We start from the raw sequence: 24914 nt of genomic DNA, 5'->3' as shown, positions 1-24914 counted from the left end.
AAAGTCACCAACGCGCAATCAACTGCTGCGCCAGAGCGCGAGCTTCTGCATCTGCACTTTGGATCTGCGCTAGATTGAGTGGATCACAGGATGAAAGATGCGAAAGCACATGGTCGATCACCAAGGCTATCTGGTCAAAGCGAATTGATCGATTCAAAAATGCCGCCACTGCGATTTCATTGGCAGCATTAAGTATTGCCGGTGCAGTACCGGAAACTTCTGCAGCTTGCTGTGCCAAGCGTAAGCAGGGAAAACGCTCATAATCCGGCGCACTGAAGTCAAGCCGGGCGGTGGCGATAATATCAAGGCTGGACACACCTGATTCAATACGCTCCGGCCAAGCCAATGCATGGGCGATAGGTGTGCGCATATCGGGATTACCCAACTGCGCCAATACCGAACCGTCAATATATTCGACCATAGAGTGAATAACGCTCTGCGGATGGATTACCACTTGCACGCTCTGCGGGCGGGTATTGAATAGCCAGCAGGCTTCTATTAGCTCCAAGCCTTTGTTAAGCATAGTGGCTGAATCGACCGAAATTTTTTGCCCCATACTCCAGTTGGGATGGGCGCAGGCTTGCTCAGGTGTCACTTTGGCCAAATCGGCTATGGGTGTATTGCGGAACGGGCCGCCAGACGCCGTCAACAGGATTTTCCGCACACCACTCGATTTAAGGCCTTCAGCCAGATAATCGGTGCGATGATTGGGGAGGCATTGAAAGATGGCATTGTGCTCGCTATCGATGGGCAACAGGATTGCACCATGCTCAGCGACAGCGCGGGTAAACAAGCCCCCCGCCATCACCAGGGCTTCTTTATTGGCAAGCAACACTTTTTTGCCCGCCTTAACCGCTGCCAATGTTGGTAGCAATCCAACCGCACCCACAATTGCGGCCATAACCGTATCGACTTGCTCATGCGCTACAACCGCTGCTAAAGCATCGGCACCTTGCAACACTTCGGTTGCACAATCCTGGCGGCGCAATTCGCGCTCCAACTCAAGAGCAGCAATGGGATCATTTAACACCGCATAACGAGGCTTATGAATTAAGCACTGTGTTGCCAATAGCTGCCAGCGACGATCGGCACTTAGCGCAAATACCTGATAGCGCTCCGGATGGCGAGCAATAACATCCAACGTACTGACGCCGATTGAACCAGTCGCGCCAAGGATAGTAATTTGCTGAGGTATAGCCTGCATTTAAACACCCACACCAGAGCTAAATGCGCCGCTTGCCAGCAGCGCCAACGCAAATACCGGCGCACCGGCAGTAATACCGTCTACACGATCAAGAATGCCCCCGTGGCCGGGTAAAATGCTGCCACTGTCCTTTGCACCTGCATGACGCTTGACCATACTTTCCAACAAATCACCCAACACCGAGATCAAACTGGTAGGAACAATCAACACCAGCATCAATAAAAGGCTCTGATTGAAAACCTGGCTGACAATAAGAGCCAGCAGACAATTCGCTAGAAAACCGCCAGCAAATCCCTCCCAAGTTTTGCCCGGACTCACTGCCGGTGCCAACTTGTGCTTACCAAAACGGCGCCCGGCAAAATAGCCACCACTATCTGCTGCAGCGACAACGAGCATCAGCAAGAGCACCAACCAAGCGCCATTGTTTTGCTGGCGAACATAAACCAAGGCTACCCACGTAGGGATGAGTACCATCACCCCCATCGCTAACCGCAGGGCTTTGTGTCCCCAGAGCACACTACTACTGGGATAACCCTGCACGAGCAACAACGCCAATGCCCACCAACCACAACCCACGGCTAATAGATCACGGATAGCCTCGTTGTTGAGCCGGGGGCTGGCCTCGCCTTCAAAACCCAAATAGCGTGAAGCAACAACCAGCAGGATCAGTAGCGCAAAAGAATAAACAAGGCGCTGCCACAGGGCGGAAAATCCAGACAAACTAGCCCATTCCCAAGCGCCAATTAATAAAACAGCACCAATAAAAAATGAAAAATAACCCGCAGGCAAACCAAATAAGGCCGCGAGGAAAATAACGGCAAGCACCAGGGCGGTAATAACACGCTGTTTAAGCATGGAGTGCCCCCGCATCGATTTGGTCACCAGTCATACCAAAACGGCGTTGGCGCTCATGGAAACTGGCAGCGGCTTTTTTCAGCTCGTTACCATCAAAATCCGGCCAGAGTTTTTCGCTGAAAAATAACTCGGCATAAGCGCACTGCCATAATAAAAAATTACTGATGCGCACTTCACCACCGGTTCGGATCAACAAATCCAGCGGTGGCAAGTCAGCGAGACAAGTGTGCTCGTGCAAGGAATATTCAGTAATCGTCGCAGGATCCAATTCACCTGCCGCAACCTGGAGTGCGAGCTTTTTTGCCGCCTCAGCAATATCCCAGCGGCCACCGTAATCGGCAGCGATGACCAAGGTGGTTTTACCACCGCGTGTCAACTCTTCTGCGGCAGCTATGGCTTTTTGGATGGAAGGACTAAAGCGCTCGCGATTGCCAATCACACGCAGCGCTACATCTTTTTTCTTGAGCGCTTTGGCTTCATTTTTGAGATACAGCAGAAACAGCGACATAAGTGCCTCCACCTCCACTGGTGGACGACGCCAATTTTCACTGCTGAATGCAAACACCGTGAGCACTTCCACACCCACTTCCTGACACGCCGCCATCACATCGCGGATACGCTCAACACCGACTTTATGGCCAGAAACTCCCGCCATACCGCGCTGTTTAGCCCAGCGATTATTGCCATCCATAATGATCGCCACATGGCGAAGACTATTGTCAGTCACGCATACTCTCCCGGCAGCAGGCTTTATCGAATAGATCGATGACCCGTTTTTGCTTTTTTGTAATCTGCTATTTATAGGTGTTGTGTAGTGGGCGAGATTGGGGTGACCGTAGACAGCGCCATCCCCAACCGGGTGATGCGGATTAAACAGCCATCAAATCCACTTCTTTCGCAGCGAGAGCCTTATCAACTTCGGCGATATATTTGTCGGTAATTTTTTGGATTTCGTCCTGTGCGCGGCGATCATCATCTTCGCCAATTGCCTTATCTTTCAGCAGCGCTTTTACATCACCCAATACATCGCGGCGCACATTGCGCACAGCAACACGGCCATTCTCTGCTTCAGCACGCGCCTGCTTGATAAAATTCTTGCGCGTTTCTTCAGTCAACATCGGCAGCGGAATACGAATCAGGCCATTGTTAGTGGACGGATTTAAACCCAAATCGGATTTCATAATCGCTTTTTCAATCGCCGGAACCAAATTGCGCTCCCAAGGGCTGATAGACAGGGTGCGTGCATCTTCGATATTAATATTGCCCACTTGCGCCAAGGGTGTTGGAGTACCGTAGTAATCAACAAGAATGCCATCCAACAAGCTTGGATGCGCACGGCCAGTGCGAATTTTATTGAAATTCAGACTGAGCACTTCAACGGCCTTTTTCATACGCGCTTCGGCGTCTTTTTTGATGTCATTAATCATGATTTGTCCTCTTCAATCAAAGTACCTTCGTTGCTACCTACAACGATATTTAGCAGTGCGCCGGTTTTATTCATGCGGAATACCCGCACCGGCATGTCGTGCTCGCGGCACAAACAAATAGCCGTCAAATCCATCACACCTAATTTTTTATCCAAGACTTCGTCGTAAGAAAGACGATCGTATTTAGTTGCGGTTGGATCTTTTTTCGGATCAGCAGAGTAAACACCATCCACCTTGGTTGCCTTCAATACGATATCGGCATCGACTTCAATACCGCGCAAACAGGCGGCAGAGTCAGTAGTAAAAAAGGGGTTGCCGGTACCGGCAGAAAATATAACCACTTCACCGGAGTTCAAAAAACGCACCGCGCGGCGGCGGTCATAATGCTCAACCACACCACTCATGGGGATAGCTGACATAACACGGGACGATATATTTGAACGCTCCAGCGCATCGCGCATCGCCAAGGCATTCATCACTGTGGCCAACATGCCCATATGGTCGCCGGTAACACGATCCAAGCCAGCCGCACTGAGCGCTGCGCCACGGAATAAATTACCACCGCCGATTACCAATCCCACCTGCACACCTATGCCCACTAATTGGCCAATTTCCAAGGCCATTTTGTCGAGCACCTTGGGGTCAATCCCGAAACCCTCGGTACCCATCAGCTCTTCGCCGCTGAGTTTCAATAAAATACGCTTGTACTTTTTATCTCTTGGGCCGGACATAAATGCTCTCCAAAACAATGAGTTAGCCGCTAATACCCACCCATACTGAGGGGCCGAAAAAATCGGTGCAGTGTAACAGAAATCAGTCCCGCAGGTGGCTAGAGTTGCTCACTTTTACCGGGAATGGGGAATGGATCAGCATCTTCCAGACCATTTGCAAAATCGACATTGAAAATATCCCCTTCTAGTCAATACTTGAATCAAGCTAACTAGGCTCCAGACCAATAATGAATGATAAAAACGTTAACTCGATCTTACTCGCCGCAATCCTGATTACCGCTTTTTTGGTTATAGGGGTGCACTTTATCCCCAACAAAAAAGTGGTGTTACTACCAGACAGTAGTGCGAGACTTTACTTACTGACCCTTGCCCTGCCCGATGGCACCCCCTCATCCGAGTGGACAAACGAGGCCCATACTGCGTGGAAATGCAACTACCCGGAAAACTACAAAACAGATTACCTTCCCTGTGCACTCACGATAGACCTCTCCAAATCAGCCGACACAGGCATGGACCTATCCATCTACGAACATCTAGTGCTGCACTTGAACTACAGCGGAAGCGCAAATAAAGTGCGCATTGCAATTCGCAACTACAACCCCGCTTACTCCAAACCCAGCGATAACAACAGCACAAAATTTAATGCGATTCAAATCCACACCAGCGAACTCAACAAGGAAAATCGCATCGCACTACCAGCATTTGTGGCAGCAGACTGGTGGCTAAGCCAATATAATATCCCGCTGTCAGGTTCCTCGCCGGAAATGGACAATGCCATGGTAATCACGGTGGATTTCGGGGAACCCATCAAACCCGGCACTCACTCTTTCTCTATTGATAAACTCGAGTTACATGGTGAATGGATCAATATTGAGTACTGGTATCTGGCTATTCTTTGCCTCTGGATGCTTGGAATACTCGTTTACGCGATTACACGCCTGATCCAGCTGAGCAAGCAAACCAAACACGACACCCAGATCATCAACAAACTCAGCAGCAGCAACGAACAACTACAAGAAGAAACCAATAAATTTCGCCGCCTATCCACGGTTGACCCACTAACGCAGATCTACAACCGGTTTGGCATCGACCAAATAGTGGCAAGCCTCGCCGGACGCGGCCACATCAAAGCACCCGATCAACCCGACTATGCACTGATGATCATCGATATAGATCACTTCAAACGCGTAAACGACCTGCGCGGGCACGATACGGGCGACCGCGTTTTACAACACGTCACCCAAATTATCCAGCAACATGTGCGCGCCGGGGATTATGTTGGGCGCTGGGGTGGCGAAGAGTTTATCGTGCTATTGCCTGGCGCCAGCAAAACCACGGCAATGGGACTCGCAGAGATTATCCGCGCCGCCATATTCAACTCACAGTGCGAAACAGATAAACCACTGTCTGTAACCGCCAGTTTTGGTGTGGGGCAACAATTGCCCGGGGAGGATTTTGCGAGCTGCTTCAAACGCACTGATAACGCCCTATACAAAGCAAAAGAGCAGGGTCGAAACTGCTGCATTTATGCAGACGAACCCATGTAGCTCAAGCAAACAAAACACTGGAGCATAAAAAACCCGCACAGGTTACCCGTGCGGGTTTTTACATGGCAAATTAGTGAAAGCTAATTACGCCTTTGAAGCAGCAACTTGTGCAGCAACTTCAGCAGCGAAGTCGACTACTGCAACTTCGATACCTTCGCCCACTTCCAGACGCACAAAATTCTTCACAGTTGCACCCGCTGCTTTAGCGAATTGGGCAACAGTTTGCTCCGGGTTCTTAACGAAAGCTTGATCAACCAAGCTAGCTTCTTTCAGGAATTTGCTGATACGGCCAACAATCATCTTCTCGACGATCTCAGCTGGTTTACCAGCCATGTCTGGTTGAGCACGGATGATTTCTTTTTCTTTCTCTACTACGTCAGCTGGCATCTGGTCAGAGCTAACCACTTGTGGGTTAACCGCAGCCACGTGCATAGCAACGTCTTTAGCAGTTTCTTCGTTGCCACCTTCCAATTGAACCAATACCGCGATGCGGTTGTTCAAATGCAAGTAACCACCAACTACGCCGCCTTCAACCAAGCTGATGCGACGAACGCTGATTTTTTCACCGATTTTCTGTACCAGTGCTTCACGTGCCGCTTCCAACTCGCCCGCCATAACAGCAGCAACGTCGGATTGCTTGGTAGTGAAAGCTTTATCCAACACAGTGTTTACGAAAGCGAGGAAGCCAGCATCGCGCGCAACGAAGTCAGTTTCAGAGTTAACTTCTACGATTACGCCGTAGCTGTTATCCGGTGCAACTTTAACCGCAACAACACCATCAGCTGCAGTACGGCCTTCTTTTTTAGCCGCTTTCAAGCCAGATACTTTACGCAGGTTTTCGATCGCCAAATCAACGTCACCATTGGCTTCGCCCAACGCTTTTTTACATTCCATCATGCCCAAACCAGTACGGTCGCGCAGTTCTTTTACCAATGCAGGAGTAACAGCTGTCATGGTTGTTTCCTCTATAGAAATGTTCGAATTCAATTTTGAAAAAAGGGGGCTAAGCCCCCTCTTCCGACAACTCTGTGCCTGCATGCAGGCTACTGGAGTTTTATGGTCGTTTGATTACTGCTTACGATTACTCAGCAGCGCCTTCGGCAGCTACGTATTCATCTTTGTTTGGAACTGAAGATGCTGATTTACCACCTTCCAGACAAGCGTCAGCAATAGCAGCAACATACAACTTGATCGCACGGATGGCGTCGTCGTTACCTGGAATTACATAGTCAACGCCTTCGGGGTTGCTGTTAGTATCAACGATACCAATAACAGGGATTCCCAACTTGTTAGCTTCTTGAATGGCAATACGCTCGTGATCAACGTCGATTACAAACATTGCATCAGGTAGACCGGCAATGTTTTTGATACCGCCGATAGAACGCTCCAGCTTTTCCATATCGCGAGTACGCATCAAAGCTTCTTTTTTGGTCAGCTTGGTGAAGGTACCGTCCTGACTTTGTGTAGTCAGTTCTGACAGACGACGGATAGACGCACGGATGGTTTTGTAGTTGGTCAACATACCACCTAACCAACGGTGGCTTACGAAAGGCTGGCCAGCACGTTCAGCCTGCTCTTTGATAATTTTTTGCGCAGCGCGCTTGGTACCAACAAACAGAATTTTTTTCTTTTGCGACGCCATTTGTTGCACCAAAGCCAAAGCTTCGTTGAATGCAGGAACGGTGTGCTCAAGGTTAATAATATGGATCTTGTTACGTGCACCGAAGATGTATTTACCCATCTTTGGGTTCCAGTAACGGGTTTGGTGACCGAAGTGGACACCGGCAGACAACATGTCGCGCATGCTTACTTGTGGCATTTTAGTATTCCTACTGGGTTAGGCCTCTATACACCCCGCTAACCAACCATCATGTCCGCCGAAGCGAGCATTGGGCACCCAGGTTTTGCGTGTCGGTATATATGTGACGTTGGTAAATTAAGTGAAAACAAGGTTCTCGGATGGGTCGAGTAGCACTCAGCCCAAAAAGAGGCGCGCTTTATACCACAAAAAAGCTGCCGGAGAAACCAAAAACACGGTCCGACCATGATTTTGCCAGTGTAAGGAACTGCTTAGACTCTAGGCCAACATCCTTTCAACTTGTACACTAGTCATATAAGCTCCCGAAAAATTTCATCAGAGATATCACAATGAAAGAAACCTGGCGTTGGTTTGGCCCTAAAGATACAGTCAGTCTTGAAAATATCTCCCAAGCCGGAGCCACCGGCATAGTCACTTCCCTACACCACATCCCGACTGGAGCCGTTTGGCCGATGGGGGATATCCTCGAACGCAAACGATTGATTGAGGCCGCTGGCCTTGAGTGGGCAGTTATCGAAAGCATCCCACTGCACAACGATATCAAAACCCGCACCGGCAACTTCCAGCAGTATATCGACAACTATAAAGAGTCGATCCGCAATGTCGGTGCCGCCGGTGTTTACGATGTCTGCTACAACTTTATGCCGGTTGTGGATTGGACCCGCACCAATCTCAACTACACCTTGCCCAACAATGCCCGCGCCCTGCGTTTTGAGATGAGCGATTTTGCCGCTTACGATGCCTATATATTGAAGCGCCCCGGTGCTGAACAATCCTATCGCCCCGATGTGCTCGCCAAAGCCAAAGCGCGCCTGGATGTCATGAGTGAGGAAGAAAAAGTCCTACTGGAGAAAAACATCATCGCCGGATTGCCGGGCGGTGAAGGCTCCTATGATCGCGATGGTATCCGTGCGGCTATCGACCTGTTTATCCAAATGGGTGATGAAGGCATGCGCGCGAACCTGTTTGCATTCCTGCGCGAGATTATCCCCGTTGCCGAAGAAGCCGGAGTGCGCATGTGCATCCATCCCGATGACCCGCCATTTTCGCTATTCGGTTTGCCTCGGGTAGTATCAACTGCTGATGACGCCCGCGCGCTACTCAACGCAGTCCCCAGCCCCGCCAATGGCCTGACACTGTGTGCGGGCTCTTACGGCGCGCGCTGCGATAACGATCTGGTTGCCATGGCACGGGAATTTGGCGAGCGGATTTACTTTGTGCACCTGCGCAATATCAAGCGCGAAGAGGACGGCTCCTTCTTCGAGTCGGATCACCTTGATGGCGACAACGATATGGTCGGCTTGATAGATGCGCTGCTGGATGAAGAAGAGCGCCGCAAACGCAACCACATCAACCTTCCTGCAATCTCCATGCGCCCGGACCATGGTCATTTAATGGGGGACGAGATCGGCAAGCCAGGCATTAACCCAGGCTATTCCTATGCTGGCCGGATGAAAGGCCTGGCTGAATTGCGTGGAGTAATTCATACCCTGACCAGTTTGCGAGCGCGAGCTGCACAATAATAAGTGTTAGGGCGGAAACGGCAGACATCCCGTATTCCGCTGCGCTTCATAGCGGGCTACGAGTTTTGGCTATTACACCAATAAAGGATTGATCTTGGTCAAACCGGCATAGAATCGTTTAGAATGCGGCATCTTTTCATTCACCCGCTGAGATCGCCTGAATTCATGTCAGTTACTATCAAAACTCCGGAAGAAATCGAGAAAATGCGCATCGCCGGCCGTATGGCTGCCGAAGTGTTGGAAATGATTGGCCCGCATGTCCAGCCGGGCGTTACTACTGCCGAGTTGGATCAGCTCTGCCACGACCACATAGTGAATGTGCAAAAAGCCATTCCAGCCTGTCTTGGCTATCGCGGCTTTCCCAAATCGATTTGCACCTCTGTCAATCAAGTGGTGTGCCACGGAATCCCCTCCGATAAAAAAGTCCTTAAAACAGGTGACATCATCAACATTGATGTAACTGTGATTTATGAGGGCTACCATGGCGACACTAGCGCTATGTATTTTGTCGGCCCGCCCGCCCCGCACGCCGAGCGATTGGTTAATGTCACCCAGGAATGCATGTACAAAGCCATCAAACTGGTGAAACCAGGATGTCGCTTGGGCGATATCGGCCATGTCATCCAGCAACATGCTGAAGGCGCCTACTACTCGGTTGTACGTGAATATTGCGGGCATGGGATCGGCAAAGTATTCCATGAAGATCCACAAATCCTGCACTACGGTCGCCCTGGCACCGGCATGGAATTAAAAGAAGGCATGGCCTTTACCATCGAGCCGATGATCAACGCTGGCAAACCGCAAACCAAATTGAAAAATGACGGCTGGACAGTAGAAACAAAAGACGGCCGCCTTTCCGCGCAGTGGGAGCACACCATGGTGGTGACTAAAGACGGCGTGGAAGTATTAACCGCACGCACCGGCGAAGTTTTTTAAACGATGAGCTTGCCGGATTTTTTAAAGCGGGTTTTTAACAAACCCGCCTCAGCTACCCCACCAGCCCAGCCGTCAATTCCTCAGGAATCCAGTAAACCCATGTCGATTAATGCGGTGCCCTATTTCGAGCGGCCATTGTTTTTCTTTGACCAAAGCCGCTTTCGCCGCGCGCTGGCCGAAAAACCCATCATCACCGTTTTTAAAGATGCTATCAACGCTGCTGGCACCCAAGCCAATCGCCGCTTTATTGAAGGTGAAGACATACGCGCACTGGTGTATGAACGCGCGTTGTTTATCGACTGTGTATTGCACTACGCCTGGTATCAATTTGAATGGCCGGACAGCATAAGTCTTGAAGCCGTTGGCGGCTATGGACGCGGCGAGTTGCATCCAGGTTCCGATATCGATTTGTTAATTTTGCACCGCCCTGAAATATTGGAAAGCTGCAAAGACAATATCGAAAAATTTCTCACGCTCCTGTGGGACATAGGTTTGGAAATCGGCAGCAGCGTGCGCACCGTCAAACAAACGATTGAAATTGCACGCACCGATATCACCGTCGCCACCAATATTATGGAATCGCGCACTTTGGTCGGCGACCAATCGCTGCGCTATGAACTGCTGCAAGAATCAAACCCCGATAAAATTTGGCCGATCGAAGAATTTTTCCGCGCAAAATATCAGGAACAATTGGATCGCCACAAAAAGTACAACGATACCGAATACAACCTCGAGCCCAATATCAAAAACGCCCCCGGCGGCTTGCGCGACATCCAAACCATCAATTGGGTTACCAAGCGTTACTTTGGTGTACGCACGATTAAACAGCTGGAAGGTAAAGGATTTTTTACCGACGAAGAATTTTCCCTGCTCAATTCCGGCGAAGAATATTTATGGCGGGTGCGCTATGCGCTGCACATGACGGCCAAACGTCCGGAAGAGCGCTTGCTGTTTGATTACCAGCGCGAGATCGCCAAATTTTTTGGCTACGTCGATGGCAAGGAAGGTTTGGCGGTAGAGCAATTCATGCATAAGTACTATCGCACCGTGCTCGCATTGCGCGAACTCAACGATGTAGTACTGCAATTTTTGTCCGAAGCCATTTTGCAAAAAGGCAAAACCAAAAGCGTGGTATCGATCAACGAACGCTTTCAGTTGCGCGACAACTATATCGAAGCAACACATACCTATGTCTTTGAAGAAAACCCGTCGGCATTGCTGGAAATGTTTGTGCTGATGGCACAAAACCCACAGATTGAAGGTGTGCGTGCATCCACTATTCGCTGGATTCGCGAAAGCCGTCATTTAATTGATGACAGCTTCCGCTCCAATCCAAAAAATACGCAGCTGTTTATTAAATTACTGCAACAACCCGCCGGTTTGGTTGAACAATTAAAGCGCATGTCGCGCTACGGTATCCTCGGTTTGTACCTGCCGGAATTCGGCCAGGTTACCGGCCAAATGCAACACGATTTATTTCATATCTACACTGTCGATGCACACACACTCAAAGTTGTGCAGAACATGTGTAACTTCCTGTTGCCATCAGCAAAAGAAGATTTCCCTGTCGCCGCCACCATAATGAACCGCCTGCCCAAACTGGAGCTGCTATACATCGCCGGTTTGTATCACGATATCGGCAAAGGTCGCGGTGGCGATCACTCCACGCTCGGTGCAGTCGATGCCGAAGAATTTTGCGCGCGCCACGGCATATCGCCGCGCGAAACGCGTTTGATTTGCTGGCTGGTTGAAAAACATTTGTTGATGTCGCAGGTATCGCAAAAGCAGGACATTTCCGATCCAGAGGTCATCCATAATTTCGCGCTGACTGTGGGCGACCAGTTACATTTGGATTATTTATATTGCCTCACCGTTGCCGACATCAATGGCACCAACAAAGAATTGTGGAACACCTGGCGCGCGAGCTTGCTGCGCAATTTGTATTTGGATACCCGCCGCGCACTGCGTCGCGGCTTGGAAAACAACGTCGATAAGCAGGATTTAATCGAAGAGACGCAGCAAGCAGCGATTCGCAAGCTTGCGCGCAAAGGTTTGAGTAAAGAACAGGTGCTCGCACTCTGGGGCGATATGGGTGACGACTACTTCCTGCGCGAAAACTTTGTCGATATCGCATGGCACACAGAAGCAATTGCCGCCCGTACCGATGACAAACCGTTGGTGCTGATCAAAAAAACCACTAGCAAAGAATTAGCCGGTGCAACCCAAATTTTTGTGTACAGCAAAAACCAAAAAAACGTATTTGTCGCTGCTGCAACGGCACTCAGCAACTCCAACCTCAGCATTCAAGATGCAAAGATTTACAGCTCGAAATCCGGTTACACCATTGATACCTTTTTTGTACTCAACGAAAATGGAGAGCCATTAGGCAATAACCCCGCACTGCTTAAAAAAATCCAACAGGCATTGATCGATGAGCTGAGTTTGGTGAATGATAATTACCGCGAAGTCATTGGCCGTCGCACACCACGCCGTCTGAAATATTTTGCATCGCCCACACGTACCACACTCAATACCGATACGATTCGCAATTGCAGCGTGCTGGAAGTCATCAGTCCGGATCGCCCCGGCCTGCTTGCCTGTATTGGCCGTATTTTTATGGATTTTGATATTCAATTATTGAATGCACGCATCGCCACCTTGGGCGAGCGCGTAGAAGATATGTTTTTTATCGCCACGAGCGAAGGAAAACCTTTGAGCGACCCCGAGCTCTGCGAAAAATTACAACAACAAATTTGCGAGCAATTGGATAAACGCGTCGATAAACTTTAATTTATTTTGACAACACACTATGAACCCGGATTTAAACCAGTTACATCCCTACCCATTTGAAAAGCTCGCCGCCCTCAAAGCGGCAGTAACTGCACCTGCACAACTCACCGATATTATGTTGTCCATCGGCGAACCCAAACATGAGCCACCGGCATTTGTTCTGGAAACTCTGGTGAAAAATCTGGTGAAGTTATCAAACTACCCCACCACTAAAGGCTTACCGGAATTACGCGAGGCTATCGCTACTTGGGCAAGCAAACGCTTCCATTTAAATAGCGGAACTTTTACCGCGGATAAACATGTTCTGCCCGTAAACGGCACCCGCGAAGCGCTCTTTGCGTTTGCACAAGCGATTGTTGATCGCAGCAAACCAAACCCGTTAATTGTATCGCCCAATCCTTTTTACCAAATTTATGAAGGTGCCGCGATTTTATCCGGAGCAGAGCCTTACTTTTTAAACTGCACGCCGGAGAATAATTTTATTCCCGATTTTGCCGCAGTGCCTGCATCGGTGTGGGAGCGCTGCCAGCTACTATTTATTTGCTCACCCGGCAATCCAACCGGCGCAGTCATGAGTTGCGCGCAACTAAAACAATTAATTGCGCTCGCCGATCAATATGATTTTGTTATTGCTTCGGATGAATGCTATTCAGAATTGTATTTTGATGAACAAAATCCCCCCGTCGGTTTACTGCAAGCTTGCGCTGAATTAGGTCGCGATGATTTTGCCCGCTGCGTGGTATTTCACAGCCTATCCAAACGCTCCAACTTGCCGGGATTGCGTTCCGGCTTTGTCGGCGGTGATGCAAAAATCCTGGAAAAATTTCTGCTATACCGCACCTATCACGGCTGTGCTATGCCAGTACCAACGCAATTAGCGAGCGTTGCAGCATGGCAAGATGAAAGCCACGTGATCGATAACCGTGAAGCTTATCGCCAAAAGTTCGATGCCGTTTTGGCAATACTGGATGGTGTGCTGGATGTAGCAAAACCAGATGCCAGTTTTTATCTCTGGCCTAAAACGCCGATCAAAGGCGAAAAATTTGCCCAGCAATTATTTGCCCAGCAAAAAGTCACAGTTTTACCCGGCAGTTATTTAGCGCGCGAAGCGGACGGCATTAATCCCGGCGAACATTACGTGCGTCTAGCACTGGTCGCACCATTGGCTGAATGTATCCAGGCTGCAGAGCGAATCAAGGCATTTGTGCAATCGCTATGAGTGAGAGCAAGAGCCTAAGCAAAACGGCGCGGGTAGAATTTATTTTGCATAAACTGCAAAGCCTCTATCCCAACCCGCCCATTCCATTGCAGCACAAGGACCCTTTCACACTATTAATCGCCGTCTTGCTTTCGGCACAATGCACGGATGAACGAGTCAACACTGTAACACCAGCGCTTTTTGCACTGGCAGATAACCCTTTCGATATGGCAAAAGTACCTGTCGAAAAAATTCAGGAAATTATTCGCCCCTGTGGTTTGTCACCACAAAAATCCAAAGCGATTTCGGTGTTATCGCAAATCCTGGTTGATGAACACCAAGGCCAGGTTCCCGCTGATTGGGAAGCGCTTGAACGTTTACCTGGTGTAGGCCACAAAACGGCAAGCGTGGTCATGAGCCAGGCGTTTGGGCACCCGGCGTTTGCGGTAGACACCCATATCCACCGCCTTGCACAACGCTGGGGTTTAACAAACGGAAAAAATGTGGTGCAAACCGAAAAAGATTTAAAACGTCTTTTTCCACAAGACACCTGGAATGCATTGCATTTACAAATTATTTATTACGGCCGTGAGTTCTGCTCGGCACGGAGTTGCGATGGCACAGTGTGTGAAATATGCAGGACCTGTTATCCGACACGAAAAAAACCAAAAATTGTATTGAAACCTTAAACCTATGATTACTTTATACGGTATAAAAAACTGCGACACAGTAAAAAAAGCCCGCTCCTGGCTTGAACAGCATAATGTGGATTATCGCTTTCACGACTTCCGTGCCGATGGCTTAACCCTAGCGCAAGTAAAGAACTGGATAACAGAAATCGGTTTGGAAACACTCGTCAACAAACGCAGCACCACCTGGAAAGAATTGGACGAAGCCACCAAGACCCATTTTAACGAAACCACTGCGGCGACTGTTATCAGTGAAAACCCGACGCTGATAAAACGCCCACTGCTCGACACTGGCAAACAAAAATACGTCGGCTTTAAAGACGCCGAATACACCACCATTTTTAATTAATTATTTGAACTATCGTCAGGAAAAAAAATGACTCAACTCTACGCACTCGGTTTAGGTATAGGCACACAGAACGCAAAAGGTGAATGGCTGGAGGTGTTTTATGCACTTCCCGTATTAAATCCAACCGAAGCCAGCGCACGCGCGATTGCCAACATTGTGGGTTACACCGAAGGCAACCAAGCTACCGCCTTAACCAATAACCAAGCAAGCGAAATTGCACAAGCGCTGACGATTGCGGGCGATAGCGCGCAAGCTGAAATCGCTAAAGCATTGGCCAATAGCAAACGCCCGCTGGTCGCCACCTTACTCGCAACAGATACCAACCCCGCGTCAGTGCCGGAAGGTTATTTGAAACTGCATTTGTTATCGCACCGTCTGGTTAAACCGCATAACACTGTGCTAGCAGGCATTTTCGGCGTGCTGCCCAATGTTGCCTGGACCAACCAGGGCGCTATCGATGTCAACGAACTGCCTGCACGTCAACTGCAAGCGCGTTTGAATGGCGAAGAACTGGAAGTTTCCTGCGTCGATAAATTCCCTAAAATGACCAACTACGTTGTACCTAAAGGTGTACGTGTTGCACACACCGCGCGCGTGCGCTTGGGTGCCTATTTAGGCGAAGGCACCACCATCATGCACGAAGGTTTTGTTAACTTTAACGCTGGTACCGAAGGCCCCGCGATGATTGAAGGACGCATCTCTGCCGGCGTTTTTGTTGGCGCCGGTTCCGATCTGGGCGGCGGTAGCTCCACTATGGGTACCCTCTCAGGCGGTGGTAATATTGTGATCTCTGTTGGCAAGGAATCCCTGATAGGTGCCAACGCTGGCATCGGTATTCCCTTGGGCGACCGCTGCAAAGTAGAATCCGGCCTTTACATCACGGCAGGTACAAAAGTAGTTGTCCTGGATGATGCAGGTAGCGAAGTAAAAACAGTGAAAGCGCGCGAGCTGGCAGGCGTTTCTGATTTGGTATTTCGTCGCAACTCCATTACCGGTCGCGTAGAAGTAGTAACGAATAAAAGCGCACTGCAATTAAATACTGCATTGCACAAAAATTAATAGCAGGGCGCCGCTTGCTGCGCCCTGCTTTCAACGCATTATTTTTCGACAATCAAGGCGGGCGCAGCAAGCAGCGCCCCTACCAATAAACCAGGCACAATTGGTTTGTGCAAACAACGAGGCGATAATTATGGGCGCACAATGGAAAGCAAAACACAAAGAAGAAGCCGCAAGTGCTAAAGGTAAAATTTTTACCAAACTCACCAAAGAAATCATGATCGCTGCACGCGCCGGTGCAGACCCGGACATGAACCCGCGCCTGCGTCTCGCCATCGTCCAAGCAAAAAAAGCATCAATGACACGCGAAACATTAGAGCGCGCCATTAAAAAAGGCTCAGGCCAACTCGACGGTGCAGCCAGCTACGAAAAAGTCGTATACGAAGGTTATGCACCGCATCAGGTACCCGTGATCGTTGAATGCCTCACCGACAACGTAAACCGAACCATCTCCAATATTCGCGGTTTATTCCGCAAAGGCCAACTCGGTACTTCCGGTTCAGTCTCTTGGGATTTTGATCACTTGGGAATTATCGAAGCGAATGCGGCGAATAAAGATGCCGATATCGAAACCGCAGCGATTGAAGCAGGCGCACAAAATTTCGAATTAGACGATGATGGCACCGCAACCTTTTATACAGATCCAACTGATTTGGATATGGTGCAAAAAGCATTGCCAGACCAAGGTTTTACTGTTGTGTCAGCCAAACTCGGCTACAAACCTAAAAACCCTGTGAGCTTGTCTGGGGAAGCGCTAGAAGAAGTCGAAGCATTCCTTGCTGCTATCGATAATGATGATGATGTGCATGAGGTTTACGTGGGGTTGGCGGGGTAAGTCCCACATAAAGTTATCGTGCCATTGTTTGCAAAAAAGCCCGGCAGTTTCCTGTCGGGCTTTTTTTTAACAGAGATAAATATAGCGGTTAGTTGGATTTCTCGCCATTTAATATCCCCTGCATTGACTGATTTACCAAATTAGAAACAGGATCAGCTGCTGTATTACTTGAAGTAGATTCACTAGCAAGTAGCGCACCCTTATTCACATTCGCAATACGCTCAAACTCAGTCTGCGATAACTTGAAATACAAATCACGATCGCTGCGCTTCACAAAATAGCCGCCCCCCGCTTTAGTAAATTCAAAGTTAAATTCACCGGCAGCAGATTTGGCTGATAATTTTGTGGTTTCGCCTTGGGGTACTTGTGCTACCACCTCCTGAACTTGCAAGTTACCAATCGCATTCATCAACTCCGTTACTTTAGTTGCATTTACCTTTTGTGTATTTGCATCGTGAGTGGTGGCAACGAACGTCCAGGCTTCACCATTCTTTTGCAGCTCATAGTCAGAAGCTTTGATTGAGGTTACATCCTTGACTGCCAACAAATCGGATTTGAGCCAATCATTTGATGCAGTCGCAAATTCAAATGCTGTTAGCTCGACAGCGTAAACCTGATTCTCACCCTCGCGCCGTAGATGAATTTTTTTGAAGCCGGGTGTGGACCCCAACCAAAGATCTGCTTTTTTGGCATCGCCCTGAAACAGTTCGATTCGCCGTTGGAATTTACTTCCCGCAACTTCAAAACGTTCATGGCTGCTCGCCGTGGTTGTCACCGGCCAGGTCAGTTTTGTGCCATCGAGTTTTTGCAATATCTCATCCAACTTTTGCTTATCAACAGGAAGTTGATGCAACTCCGGCAACTGCCAATGGCTGCCGTTTTTTTGCAAGGTAACTTTGTTGCTGGCATCCTGAATGACCATTCGGTCTATGTCGGCAGATTTAATGCCAAGCAAGGGTTGTGCATCGACCTGTACGCGCGAATTTTCTTGGTACGCGAAGACACCTAGTATCAACAACACTTGCGCTATAAATAAAATCGTCAAGCGCCGCTGCCATAATTTTAGTGGTGACGCAGATGCGGATAACTGCTCCTGCGCCTTGCTTACATCAATAGTGACTGATTGATTCATCATAATTACCTCTAGTCAGGGCAAATTGTATTTGCGATTAACTGGCCAACCATTGGCGATATTGTTGTTCGCGTGCGCGCTTGACGCGGTACTGAACAAACCCGACGACCGCCAGCGCCAGCAAAGCCAATCCATAATTCAAGTATTCCCAGAATGCTTGTGTACTTTGCTCCATGGTTGGCAAGGTACGGTTGAAGTTGCTGCGCGCGCGAATGCTCATCAACCCTTCATCTTCCAGCGCCCAATCAAATGTGTTGGCCATTAATTGCAAACTATTCAAATATTGGCCGCCATTAGCCATGCCCGCCATAGACACCACAGGGTCGCTTAGGAAGTCATTTGAGCTAAACAAAATGATGCGTGCAGAATCGGGCGAGTGTTGGATAACACTGCCGATATTTTTACTTGCATCAGGTTGAGTGTTTTGCTCATTGGTAGAATCGGCATTCTCTTTTTTCAATAATGGTGATTCTTTTCCAGCAAAGAATGAATCAAAACGCCCCTGGGAAATTACACCTAACAATTGCGATTTTTGTTCGCCGCTAGGCAGATAGCGCGTTATACCCTCACTGGTAATTTGCGGCGCGATATTCATATCGCCGCTAAGCCAGGATTGATCCGAGCTGCGCAACAACTCAGTTACTTTGCGCGATTTTTGTTTATCGGCATCCAACACAATCGGCGAAGCCCAAGCCATTGTCGCTTGTGGCAAACTATTGGTGATTGCACTCTCAGCATTTAATCCATCCGCACGCACATCAATAAAATAGGGATAATCCAACATGCGCATTTCCTGCACACTAAAGCCGCCGATGTTGCGGTTAACTGGTAGCGGGAAAGGCACACTTTGTTTATCCATCACTAATTTTTCATCAATGCTTAGGCCGTGATGTTTTAACCATGCACTCAAGCCACTTTCCTGCTTTTGCAAACTCAGGCTGCGCTGGCTTAAGGATGCGGCATAAGGCGAAGTGGCTGCGATAACAGTGCCTCCTTGCATCAGGAATTGGTCCACAGCAAATAATTGTTTTTCATTCAGCGCTTTAGGCGCAGCAAGGAAAAGGACGTCCGCTTCACCGCTGACCGAGCCATCGCCCAGATCTTCGCGCACCACATTCAATTCAGCACCGAGAAATTGTTCCAACTGACCAAATTGTGTACCTTGCGCTTGGTAGTGACTTGCCATGGCTGCTTCAGGTGCAACGAATGCAACCGTTTTGGTAAAGCCGCTGGCAAAGCGTTTTAATGCCGATGCAAAGTTACGCTCAAAGCTGGCAGCACTCATATCATCGAGTGGAATTTGCACCACCTGATCACCCTGTGCGAGGGTCAGATAAAAATAAAAACGCTCATTGCTCAACAGACTGGTTGCCATGGGATTAAAACCGTAGTCCTGCGCGATTTGCTCACCCACTTTTCCACCATCTGCAGCAGGGTCGATGAAATTGACTTTCAAACGATTAGCCGATTTTTCTTGCTGCTTTTTCATTTCAGTTTCAAGCGCGCGTTTAAATTCTTGTAGTGGCTGCGGCAGAGCGGAATCAGTTGATACATAGGCATTGAAGACCAGCTCACCTTTGACGGTGTCAAATAAATTCCCTCCGGCTTGATAGCTGTGCAACACTTTTTTGATTGCGCGCGTCAAATCGTGTTCGGGGTTGCGCAATTTGACATCCAGATCGGCTTCACCACCGGTTTTGACTTCGATCAAATCGCGAAAACCGAGCACTTGATACTCATCGCCATATTGCACCAGCACGTTGAAATAGGAATTCACCACTGATGCTTGGTAGCGATCAGAAATTTGGAAAGGCACAGGTTGTATCGCGTATTTCTGATTGGCTTCTTGCTCCAGCTCAGGATTCGTTGCCGGATCAATAAATTCCACACGCACTTTTCCGTGACTTTCAATTTCATATTCTTTGATCAAGTCGCGAATTTGCGGCACCAAAGGCGATAGTAAAGGATGGGTTTTGCTACTGAAATAACCGCGAATCAACAGTGGTTCTTGCAGTTGATTCAGATAATGTTCAGTCGCCGAAGAAATGGAATATTGATTGCCTTGTGTAGCATCAACCCGCAGGCTGTTGATTTGGCCTAACCAAAGATTTGCACCCAAGGCATTAACCAACAGCAAACCAGTAAGCACGTGCCAGCCTTGGTGATGTTGTTTATTACCGGTTGCTGCCCAGCGCTCGCGTTCAAGCGCAAAGGTATTCAGCGCAAGGAAAATCAAAATCAGGCTGAGGTAGTAATAAAGATCGCGCACATCAATCACACCGCGCGTAATTGATTCAAAGCGCGAACCTGTGCCGAGTAAACGCAGCCACTCGCTAGCAGCGGTTCCAAAGAAATCGGTAATGGCTTTGCTGCCTAACAAATAAAACACACCGCACAAGGCCACTGCGGTAATCAAACTCACAATCTGGTTATCGCTGCGCGAAGAGACAAATAAACCAATACTTAAATATGCAGCTCCCAACAGCAATGTTGCAAGATAGCCTGCAATCACCGGCCCCCAATCCAAATCACCCAGAACAGCAACCGTAATGGGTAATGGTAGCGTGATCACCAACGCAACCACTAACAGTGCAACACAACCTAGAAATTTCCCCAACACAAAATGCCACAAGGGCACTGGCTGAGTCAGTACATATTCCAAAGTGCCGCTGCGACGCTCTTCACTCCACATACGCATGGTGAGCGTGCTGGCGAGGAATATCAGCAAGAGTGGCATCCATTCGAACAGCGGGCGAACATCGGCAATATTGCGCGCAAAAAACGCTTCGCCCCAGAAAAACGTAAACAGGGTTACGCCCGCAAAAGCCGCCAAAAATAAATAGGCGATTGGCGAGGAAAAAAATAGAGAGATTTCTTTATTGGCGATGCGCGCAATCGTATTTTTAGGCTGCATGATCTAACACCTCCTTTTTATTATTGGACGAGACATTGGTTAAGGGCAGATTGCTGTTCACTTCACGGAACAGACTTTCCAGGTCACGGGTTTCCGGTTGCAATTGATAAAGCTCTGCACCGCTGGAGATAATCGCTTTGCCAATTCCAGCGCTGATTGCTTTTACATCGCCAGCCTCACCCATATGCACGCGAACATGGGTTTCATTATTCTGGCTTGTGAGCAAATCAATCGCTTTCACACCCGTAATCGCGCTGAGTAATTTTTGTAATTCTGCCGCCGCCAGATTGGACGTCAGTAACAGTGAACGGCTAATACGCAGTTCAGCCAACTTTTCATCCAACACCAACCGGCCTGCACGCATCATCAATACACGGTCACAGAGTGCATCTACTTCCTGCATGATATGAGTAGATAAAATAACGGTGGCATCTTTAGCGATTGCACGAATTAACTCGCGCATCTGCAATGTTTGTTGCGGGTCAAGGCCGTTGGTAGGCTCATCCAGAATGAGCAGCCGTGGCTTGCCCAGCAAAGCCTGCGCAACACCCACACGCTGTTTATAACCGCGCGATAAAGTTGCAATGGGCGCGAGTAATTTCGCAGCAATATCCGTTGCATTAACAACACGTTTTACCTCATGTTGTTTTTCAAGGCCACGCAATCCTTTTAGTTCAGCGGCATAATCCAAATACTCGCCAACCGATAATTCCGGGTACACCGGCAAACTCTCGGGCAGATAACCAATTTTTTGCTGCTGGGCTTTCAAGTGATCCGCGAGTAGTTTTCCCTCGAAAAATATCTGGCCTGCGCTAGGTTCAAGATAGCCACTGAGCATTTTCATCACGGTGGTTTTACCCGCACCGTTATGGCCAAGCAAACCGACAATTTCTCCTTTGGCGATGGAAAAATCCACGGCATCTGCCGCGACAAAATCACCGTAGGCGCGCTTGAGTTTTGACACTGTCAGCATAAAAGCCTCCCTTGGATAGACGAATGAAGTAACTAGATGGACGAATGAAAAACAGCACAAATAATGGGCGTAACAATTTCCTTCATGCGAGGAAGTAGCACAAAACGGTTGGGAAAACGGGGAATTAATTTGGCGGCGGACGCCAATACAAGGCACGCCGGGAACGCAGCTGAGTGATCGCGTTATACATTGTTTTTTCCTCAGTAACGGGATAATTCCCAGAAAACAATCGTAGTGGACGAAGACGCGGGCTTAGATAGGGACGCCAATAAAAAGTTCAAGATCCCACTACACAAAAATATTAGTAAAAATTTTTATAAACAGTTAGCACGGAATAAATATTTATTATTAAAACAATAACTTGAATCCTGCCGAGGTAACCCTAGATAAGAAACGTGATCGGTGTCGCGTGCGAGCCATCACCTATTAATTGTTTTTATTTTCTATCGCTTCCTACGGAGGATATTTTATGAACGCAATTGATCTCTCTCCCCTCTATCGCAGCACCATAGGTTTCGACCGTTTAGGTGCATTGTTAGATACAGCTCTACGCGCCGATCAAAGCGCGGCTGGCTATCCACCTTACAACATCGAAGTTACCGGCGAAAATCGCTACGGCATCACCCTCGCGGTGGCGGGCTTTGAGCAACACGAGTTGGATATCCAAACCGAGCGCGGCGTACTGACTGTGCGCGGTAAAAAAGCCGAAGACAGTAAAGAGGAGCGCAAGTATCTGCATCAGGGCATAGCCACACGCAGTTTCGAGCGCAAGTTCAGCTTGGCCGACCACGTAGAAGTGACCGGTGCCCAACTCAATAACGGCTTGTTAAGTATCAGTTTGGTAAAAGAAATTCCGGAGGCGATGAAACCCAGAAACATCGCCATTAACAACACCGGAAACTTGATCCAACACAATGCGGATACCAGCAAAGCCGCTTAAGGTATACAGCGGGGGCAATTGTTTTGCCCCCGCTGATTTACTCAATTGATTGAGCAGTGATGACATCTTCTTTGCGATATTTGCTTTGCGATAGGAGGCATTTATGAACCTGCAACAACTTAACCCCTGGAATTGGTTTACCCATGAAGAAACCAATAAAACATCCACTATTCCCGTAAAACGTAATCTGGAAAAAACCGAGGAGAAAACCGCTCCAAACACAGCGCACCCGATGCTGCAATTGCATCGTGAAATAGATCGATTGTTTGATGATGCATTTCGCGGTTTTTCGCTGCCGGCATTCAACGCCCGCTGGCCAGACGACGGCATCTTCAGTGCAGCTGGCTTCCAAGCCAAACTGAATGTAGCAAGTGATGAGAAGGCATATCACATCAGCCTGGAAGCGCCCGGTCTGACCGAAAAAGATATTACCCTTGAGCTCAATAAAGGCGTGCTCACCATTCGTGGCGAGAAGAAAGAGGAATCGGAAACAAAAGATCGCCATTACTATCGCGTTGAGCGCAGTTATGGCAGTTTCCAACGCGTGCTGGCGCTACCCGATGACTGTGACCAAGGCAGTATCAACGCGAGCATGAAAAATGGCGTACTGGACATTAGTGTCGCGCGCAAGGCGTTGCCAGCCAGTGAGACCAAACGTATCCCCATCAACTAACCCGTTTTAATGCACCTCCTCTGCCGCAGCCTTGGCTCAATTGCGGCAGGGGCTTTTTTATCCGCAGGACTCATCGAATCCGGCGCAAAATCGCGTAAAATTCACCGCGAACTTTTCCCGAATTGATGCCCAACTGCCGGATGACACCATGACTGCTGCGTTAACCCCCACTTTGCAACTCGCCACCGACCTGATCCGCTGCCGCTCAGTAACCCCTGAAGACGACGGCTGCCAGGAAATGATGATTAAACGCCTTGAAGCGATTGGCTTTAAAACCTCGCGTTTACGCTTTGGCGAAGTGGATAACTTCTGGGCCATTCGTGGTGATAGCGGCCCTCTTCTCGCTTTTGCGGGCCACACTGATGTAGTACCAACAGGCCCCGAGGCCAACTGGAACAACCCTCCCTTTGAGCCGCAAATTATCGATGGCATGCTGCATGGCCGCGGTGCGGCTGATATGAAAGGTTCGCTCGCGTGTATGGTGATCGCTTGCGAAAACTTTATTGCGCAACACCCCAACCACAAAGGACGCATTGCGTTTTTAATCACCAGCGATGAAGAAGGCCCATCAGTTAATGGCACCGTGAAAGTGGTGGAATGGCTGGAAGCGCAGAACACCAAAATGACCTGGTGCATTGTGGGCGAGCCTTCCAGTACCAAGGTGGTGGGTGATGTGATTAAAAATGGCCGCCGCGGTTCACTGGGCGCGATTTTGAAAGTGAAGGGCATCCAAGGTCACGTTGCCTATCCGCACTTGGCGGACAACCCTATCCATAAGCTCGCCCCTGCCCTCGCCGAACTTGCCGCGGAGCATTGGGATAATGGCAATGAATTTTTCCCGGCAACCAGTTTCCAGGTATCCAATATCAATGGCGGAACCGGCGCTACTAACGTGATTCCCGGTGAAGTAGAAGTGGTATTTAATTTCCGTTTTTCTACAGAATTGACTGAACAAATCTTACGTGAGCGCACCGAAGCGATTTTGAACAAGCACAAGGTTAACTACGACCTGCAGTGGATTTTAAGCGGCCAACCGTTTTTAACACCGCGCGGTGATTTGGTGAATGCCGTGGTGGATGCGATTAAAGTAGAAACCGGACTGGATACCGAATTATCAACCTCGGGTGGCACTTCAGACGGGCGCTTTATTGCACCCACCGGTGCACAAGTGGTTGAACTTGGCCCTATTAACGCAACCATCCATAAAGTGAATGAATGTATTAGTGTCGAGGATTTGAATAAGCTGACCAGAATTTATGAGCGCACGCTGGAGAAATTGCTAGTGTAAACAAACGGATCTGCTGATAAACACACAGCAAATAA

Annotated in this window: 22 protein-coding genes; 12 read left to right on the top strand and 10 right to left on the bottom strand. The window is 48.9% G+C overall.

Going from position 1 to position 24914, the window contains the following annotated elements:
* Positions 1 to 4: 4 nt before the first annotated feature.
* The 5 genes from ispC to pyrH all read right to left on the bottom strand — a co-directional run bounded on the left by ispC (position 5) and on the right by pyrH (position 4217).
* On the bottom strand, positions 5 to 1204 hold the full coding sequence (gene ispC, locus J2X05_RS09205; protein WP_310071648.1) for a 1-deoxy-D-xylulose-5-phosphate reductoisomerase: 1200 nt from the start codon (positions 1202 to 1204) through the stop codon (positions 5 to 7).
* Entirely contained in the window at positions 1205 to 2059 is an 855-nt protein-coding gene (locus J2X05_RS09200; RefSeq protein ID WP_310071646.1) for a phosphatidate cytidylyltransferase, read from the bottom strand.
* Complete coding sequence (gene uppS, locus J2X05_RS09195) at positions 2052 to 2786, bottom strand: polyprenyl diphosphate synthase (RefSeq protein WP_310071643.1); 735 nt, start codon at positions 2784 to 2786, stop codon at positions 2052 to 2054. Before uppS ends, J2X05_RS09200 begins: the two co-directional genes overlap by 8 nt.
* A 142-nt stretch (positions 2787 to 2928) precedes the next feature.
* Positions 2929 to 3486 carry a ribosome recycling factor gene (frr, locus tag J2X05_RS09190; RefSeq protein WP_310071639.1) on the bottom strand — a complete coding sequence of 186 codons (558 nt, stop codon included), beginning with the start codon at positions 3484 to 3486 and terminating at the stop codon, positions 2929 to 2931.
* On the bottom strand, positions 3483 to 4217 hold the full coding sequence (gene pyrH, locus J2X05_RS09185) for a UMP kinase (RefSeq protein WP_133683125.1): 735 nt from the start codon (positions 4215 to 4217) through the stop codon (positions 3483 to 3485). Before pyrH ends, frr begins: the two co-directional genes overlap by 4 nt.
* Before the next feature lie 227 nt (positions 4218 to 4444).
* Here pyrH and J2X05_RS09180 point away from each other — a divergent pair, with 227 nt between their 5' ends.
* On the top strand, positions 4445 to 5764 hold the full coding sequence (locus tag J2X05_RS09180; RefSeq protein ID WP_310071634.1) for a GGDEF domain-containing protein: 1320 nt from the start codon (positions 4445 to 4447) through the stop codon (positions 5762 to 5764).
* Between the two features lie 84 nt (positions 5765 to 5848).
* On the opposite strand, the gene tsf is transcribed toward J2X05_RS09180, so the two are convergent.
* Positions 5849 to 6718, bottom strand: a complete 870-nt coding sequence (gene tsf, locus J2X05_RS09175) for a translation elongation factor Ts (RefSeq protein WP_310071632.1) — start codon at positions 6716 to 6718, stop codon at positions 5849 to 5851.
* Between the two features lie 127 nt (positions 6719 to 6845).
* Complete coding sequence (gene rpsB / locus J2X05_RS09170) at positions 6846 to 7583, bottom strand: 30S ribosomal protein S2 (RefSeq protein WP_310071629.1); 738 nt, start codon at positions 7581 to 7583, stop codon at positions 6846 to 6848.
* Between the two features lie 329 nt (positions 7584 to 7912).
* Between rpsB and uxuA the strand changes: the two genes are divergently transcribed.
* The 8 genes from uxuA to J2X05_RS09130 all read left to right on the top strand — a co-directional run bounded on the left by uxuA (position 7913) and on the right by J2X05_RS09130 (position 16959).
* A complete protein-coding gene (uxuA, locus tag J2X05_RS09165) occupies positions 7913 to 9106 on the top strand; it encodes a mannonate dehydratase (RefSeq protein WP_310071628.1) in 1194 nt (397 codons plus the stop codon).
* Between the two features lie 165 nt (positions 9107 to 9271).
* Positions 9272 to 10042: a type I methionyl aminopeptidase gene (gene map, locus J2X05_RS09160; protein WP_310071625.1), complete on the top strand. Its 771-nt coding sequence runs from the start codon at positions 9272 to 9274 to the stop codon at positions 10040 to 10042.
* 99 nt (positions 10043 to 10141) lie between these two features.
* Positions 10142 to 12832, top strand: a complete 2691-nt coding sequence (locus J2X05_RS09155; RefSeq protein ID WP_310071623.1) for a [protein-PII] uridylyltransferase — start codon at positions 10142 to 10144, stop codon at positions 12830 to 12832.
* A gap of 19 nt (positions 12833 to 12851) precedes the next feature.
* A complete protein-coding gene (dapC, locus tag J2X05_RS09150; RefSeq protein ID WP_310071621.1) occupies positions 12852 to 14051 on the top strand; it encodes a succinyldiaminopimelate transaminase in 1200 nt (399 codons plus the stop codon).
* On the top strand, positions 14048 to 14719 hold the full coding sequence (gene nth / locus J2X05_RS09145; protein ID WP_310071618.1) for an endonuclease III: 672 nt from the start codon (positions 14048 to 14050) through the stop codon (positions 14717 to 14719). Before dapC ends, nth begins: the two co-directional genes overlap by 4 nt.
* Before the next feature lie 4 nt (positions 14720 to 14723).
* Positions 14724 to 15068 carry an ArsC family reductase gene (locus J2X05_RS09140; protein WP_310071615.1) on the top strand — a complete coding sequence of 115 codons (345 nt, stop codon included), beginning with the start codon at positions 14724 to 14726 and terminating at the stop codon, positions 15066 to 15068.
* Positions 15069 to 15095: 27 nt separating this feature from the next.
* Positions 15096 to 16127, top strand: coding sequence for a 2,3,4,5-tetrahydropyridine-2,6-dicarboxylate N-succinyltransferase (gene dapD, locus J2X05_RS09135; RefSeq protein WP_310071612.1), 1032 nt, complete (start codon positions 15096 to 15098; stop codon positions 16125 to 16127).
* Between the two features lie 130 nt (positions 16128 to 16257).
* A complete protein-coding gene (locus J2X05_RS09130) occupies positions 16258 to 16959 on the top strand; it encodes a YebC/PmpR family DNA-binding transcriptional regulator (protein ID WP_310071609.1) in 702 nt (233 codons plus the stop codon).
* Between the two features lie 88 nt (positions 16960 to 17047).
* On the opposite strand, the gene J2X05_RS09125 is transcribed toward J2X05_RS09130, so the two are convergent.
* The 3 genes from J2X05_RS09125 to J2X05_RS09115 are packed head-to-tail and all read right to left on the bottom strand — an operon-like array spanning position 17048 to position 21978.
* Positions 17048 to 18094 (bottom strand): DUF4340 domain-containing protein, encoded by a 1047-nt coding sequence (locus tag J2X05_RS09125; RefSeq protein WP_310071606.1) that lies wholly within the window; start codon positions 18092 to 18094, stop codon positions 17048 to 17050.
* 34 nt (positions 18095 to 18128) lie between these two features.
* Positions 18129 to 21005, bottom strand: a complete 2877-nt coding sequence (locus J2X05_RS09120) for a Gldg family protein (RefSeq protein ID WP_310071604.1) — start codon at positions 21003 to 21005, stop codon at positions 18129 to 18131.
* A complete protein-coding gene (locus J2X05_RS09115) occupies positions 20995 to 21978 on the bottom strand; it encodes an ABC transporter ATP-binding protein (RefSeq protein WP_310071602.1) in 984 nt (327 codons plus the stop codon). The genes J2X05_RS09120 and J2X05_RS09115 overlap by 11 nt, the downstream gene beginning before the upstream one ends.
* Positions 21979 to 22447: 469 nt before the next feature.
* On the opposite strand from J2X05_RS09115, the gene J2X05_RS09110 reads away from it, so the two are divergent.
* The 3 genes from J2X05_RS09110 (at position 22448) to dapE (ending at position 24879) form a co-directional block, all read left to right on the top strand.
* Positions 22448 to 22918 (top strand): Hsp20 family protein, encoded by a 471-nt coding sequence (locus tag J2X05_RS09110; protein WP_310071600.1) that lies wholly within the window; start codon positions 22448 to 22450, stop codon positions 22916 to 22918.
* A 103-nt stretch (positions 22919 to 23021) separates the two neighbouring features.
* On the top strand, positions 23022 to 23591 hold the full coding sequence (locus J2X05_RS09105; RefSeq protein WP_310071598.1) for an Hsp20/alpha crystallin family protein: 570 nt from the start codon (positions 23022 to 23024) through the stop codon (positions 23589 to 23591).
* 148 nt (positions 23592 to 23739) lie between these two features.
* A complete protein-coding gene (gene dapE, locus J2X05_RS09100) occupies positions 23740 to 24879 on the top strand; it encodes a succinyl-diaminopimelate desuccinylase (RefSeq protein WP_310071595.1) in 1140 nt (379 codons plus the stop codon).
* The last annotated feature ends 35 nt before the right edge of the window (positions 24880 to 24914 follow it).

It is taken from the genome of Cellvibrio fibrivorans (assembly GCF_031457055.1).
In the GTDB taxonomy this organism is placed as follows: domain Bacteria; phylum Pseudomonadota; class Gammaproteobacteria; order Pseudomonadales; family Cellvibrionaceae; genus Cellvibrio; species Cellvibrio fibrivorans.
This window is presented reverse-complemented; position numbering and strand designations above follow the sequence as displayed.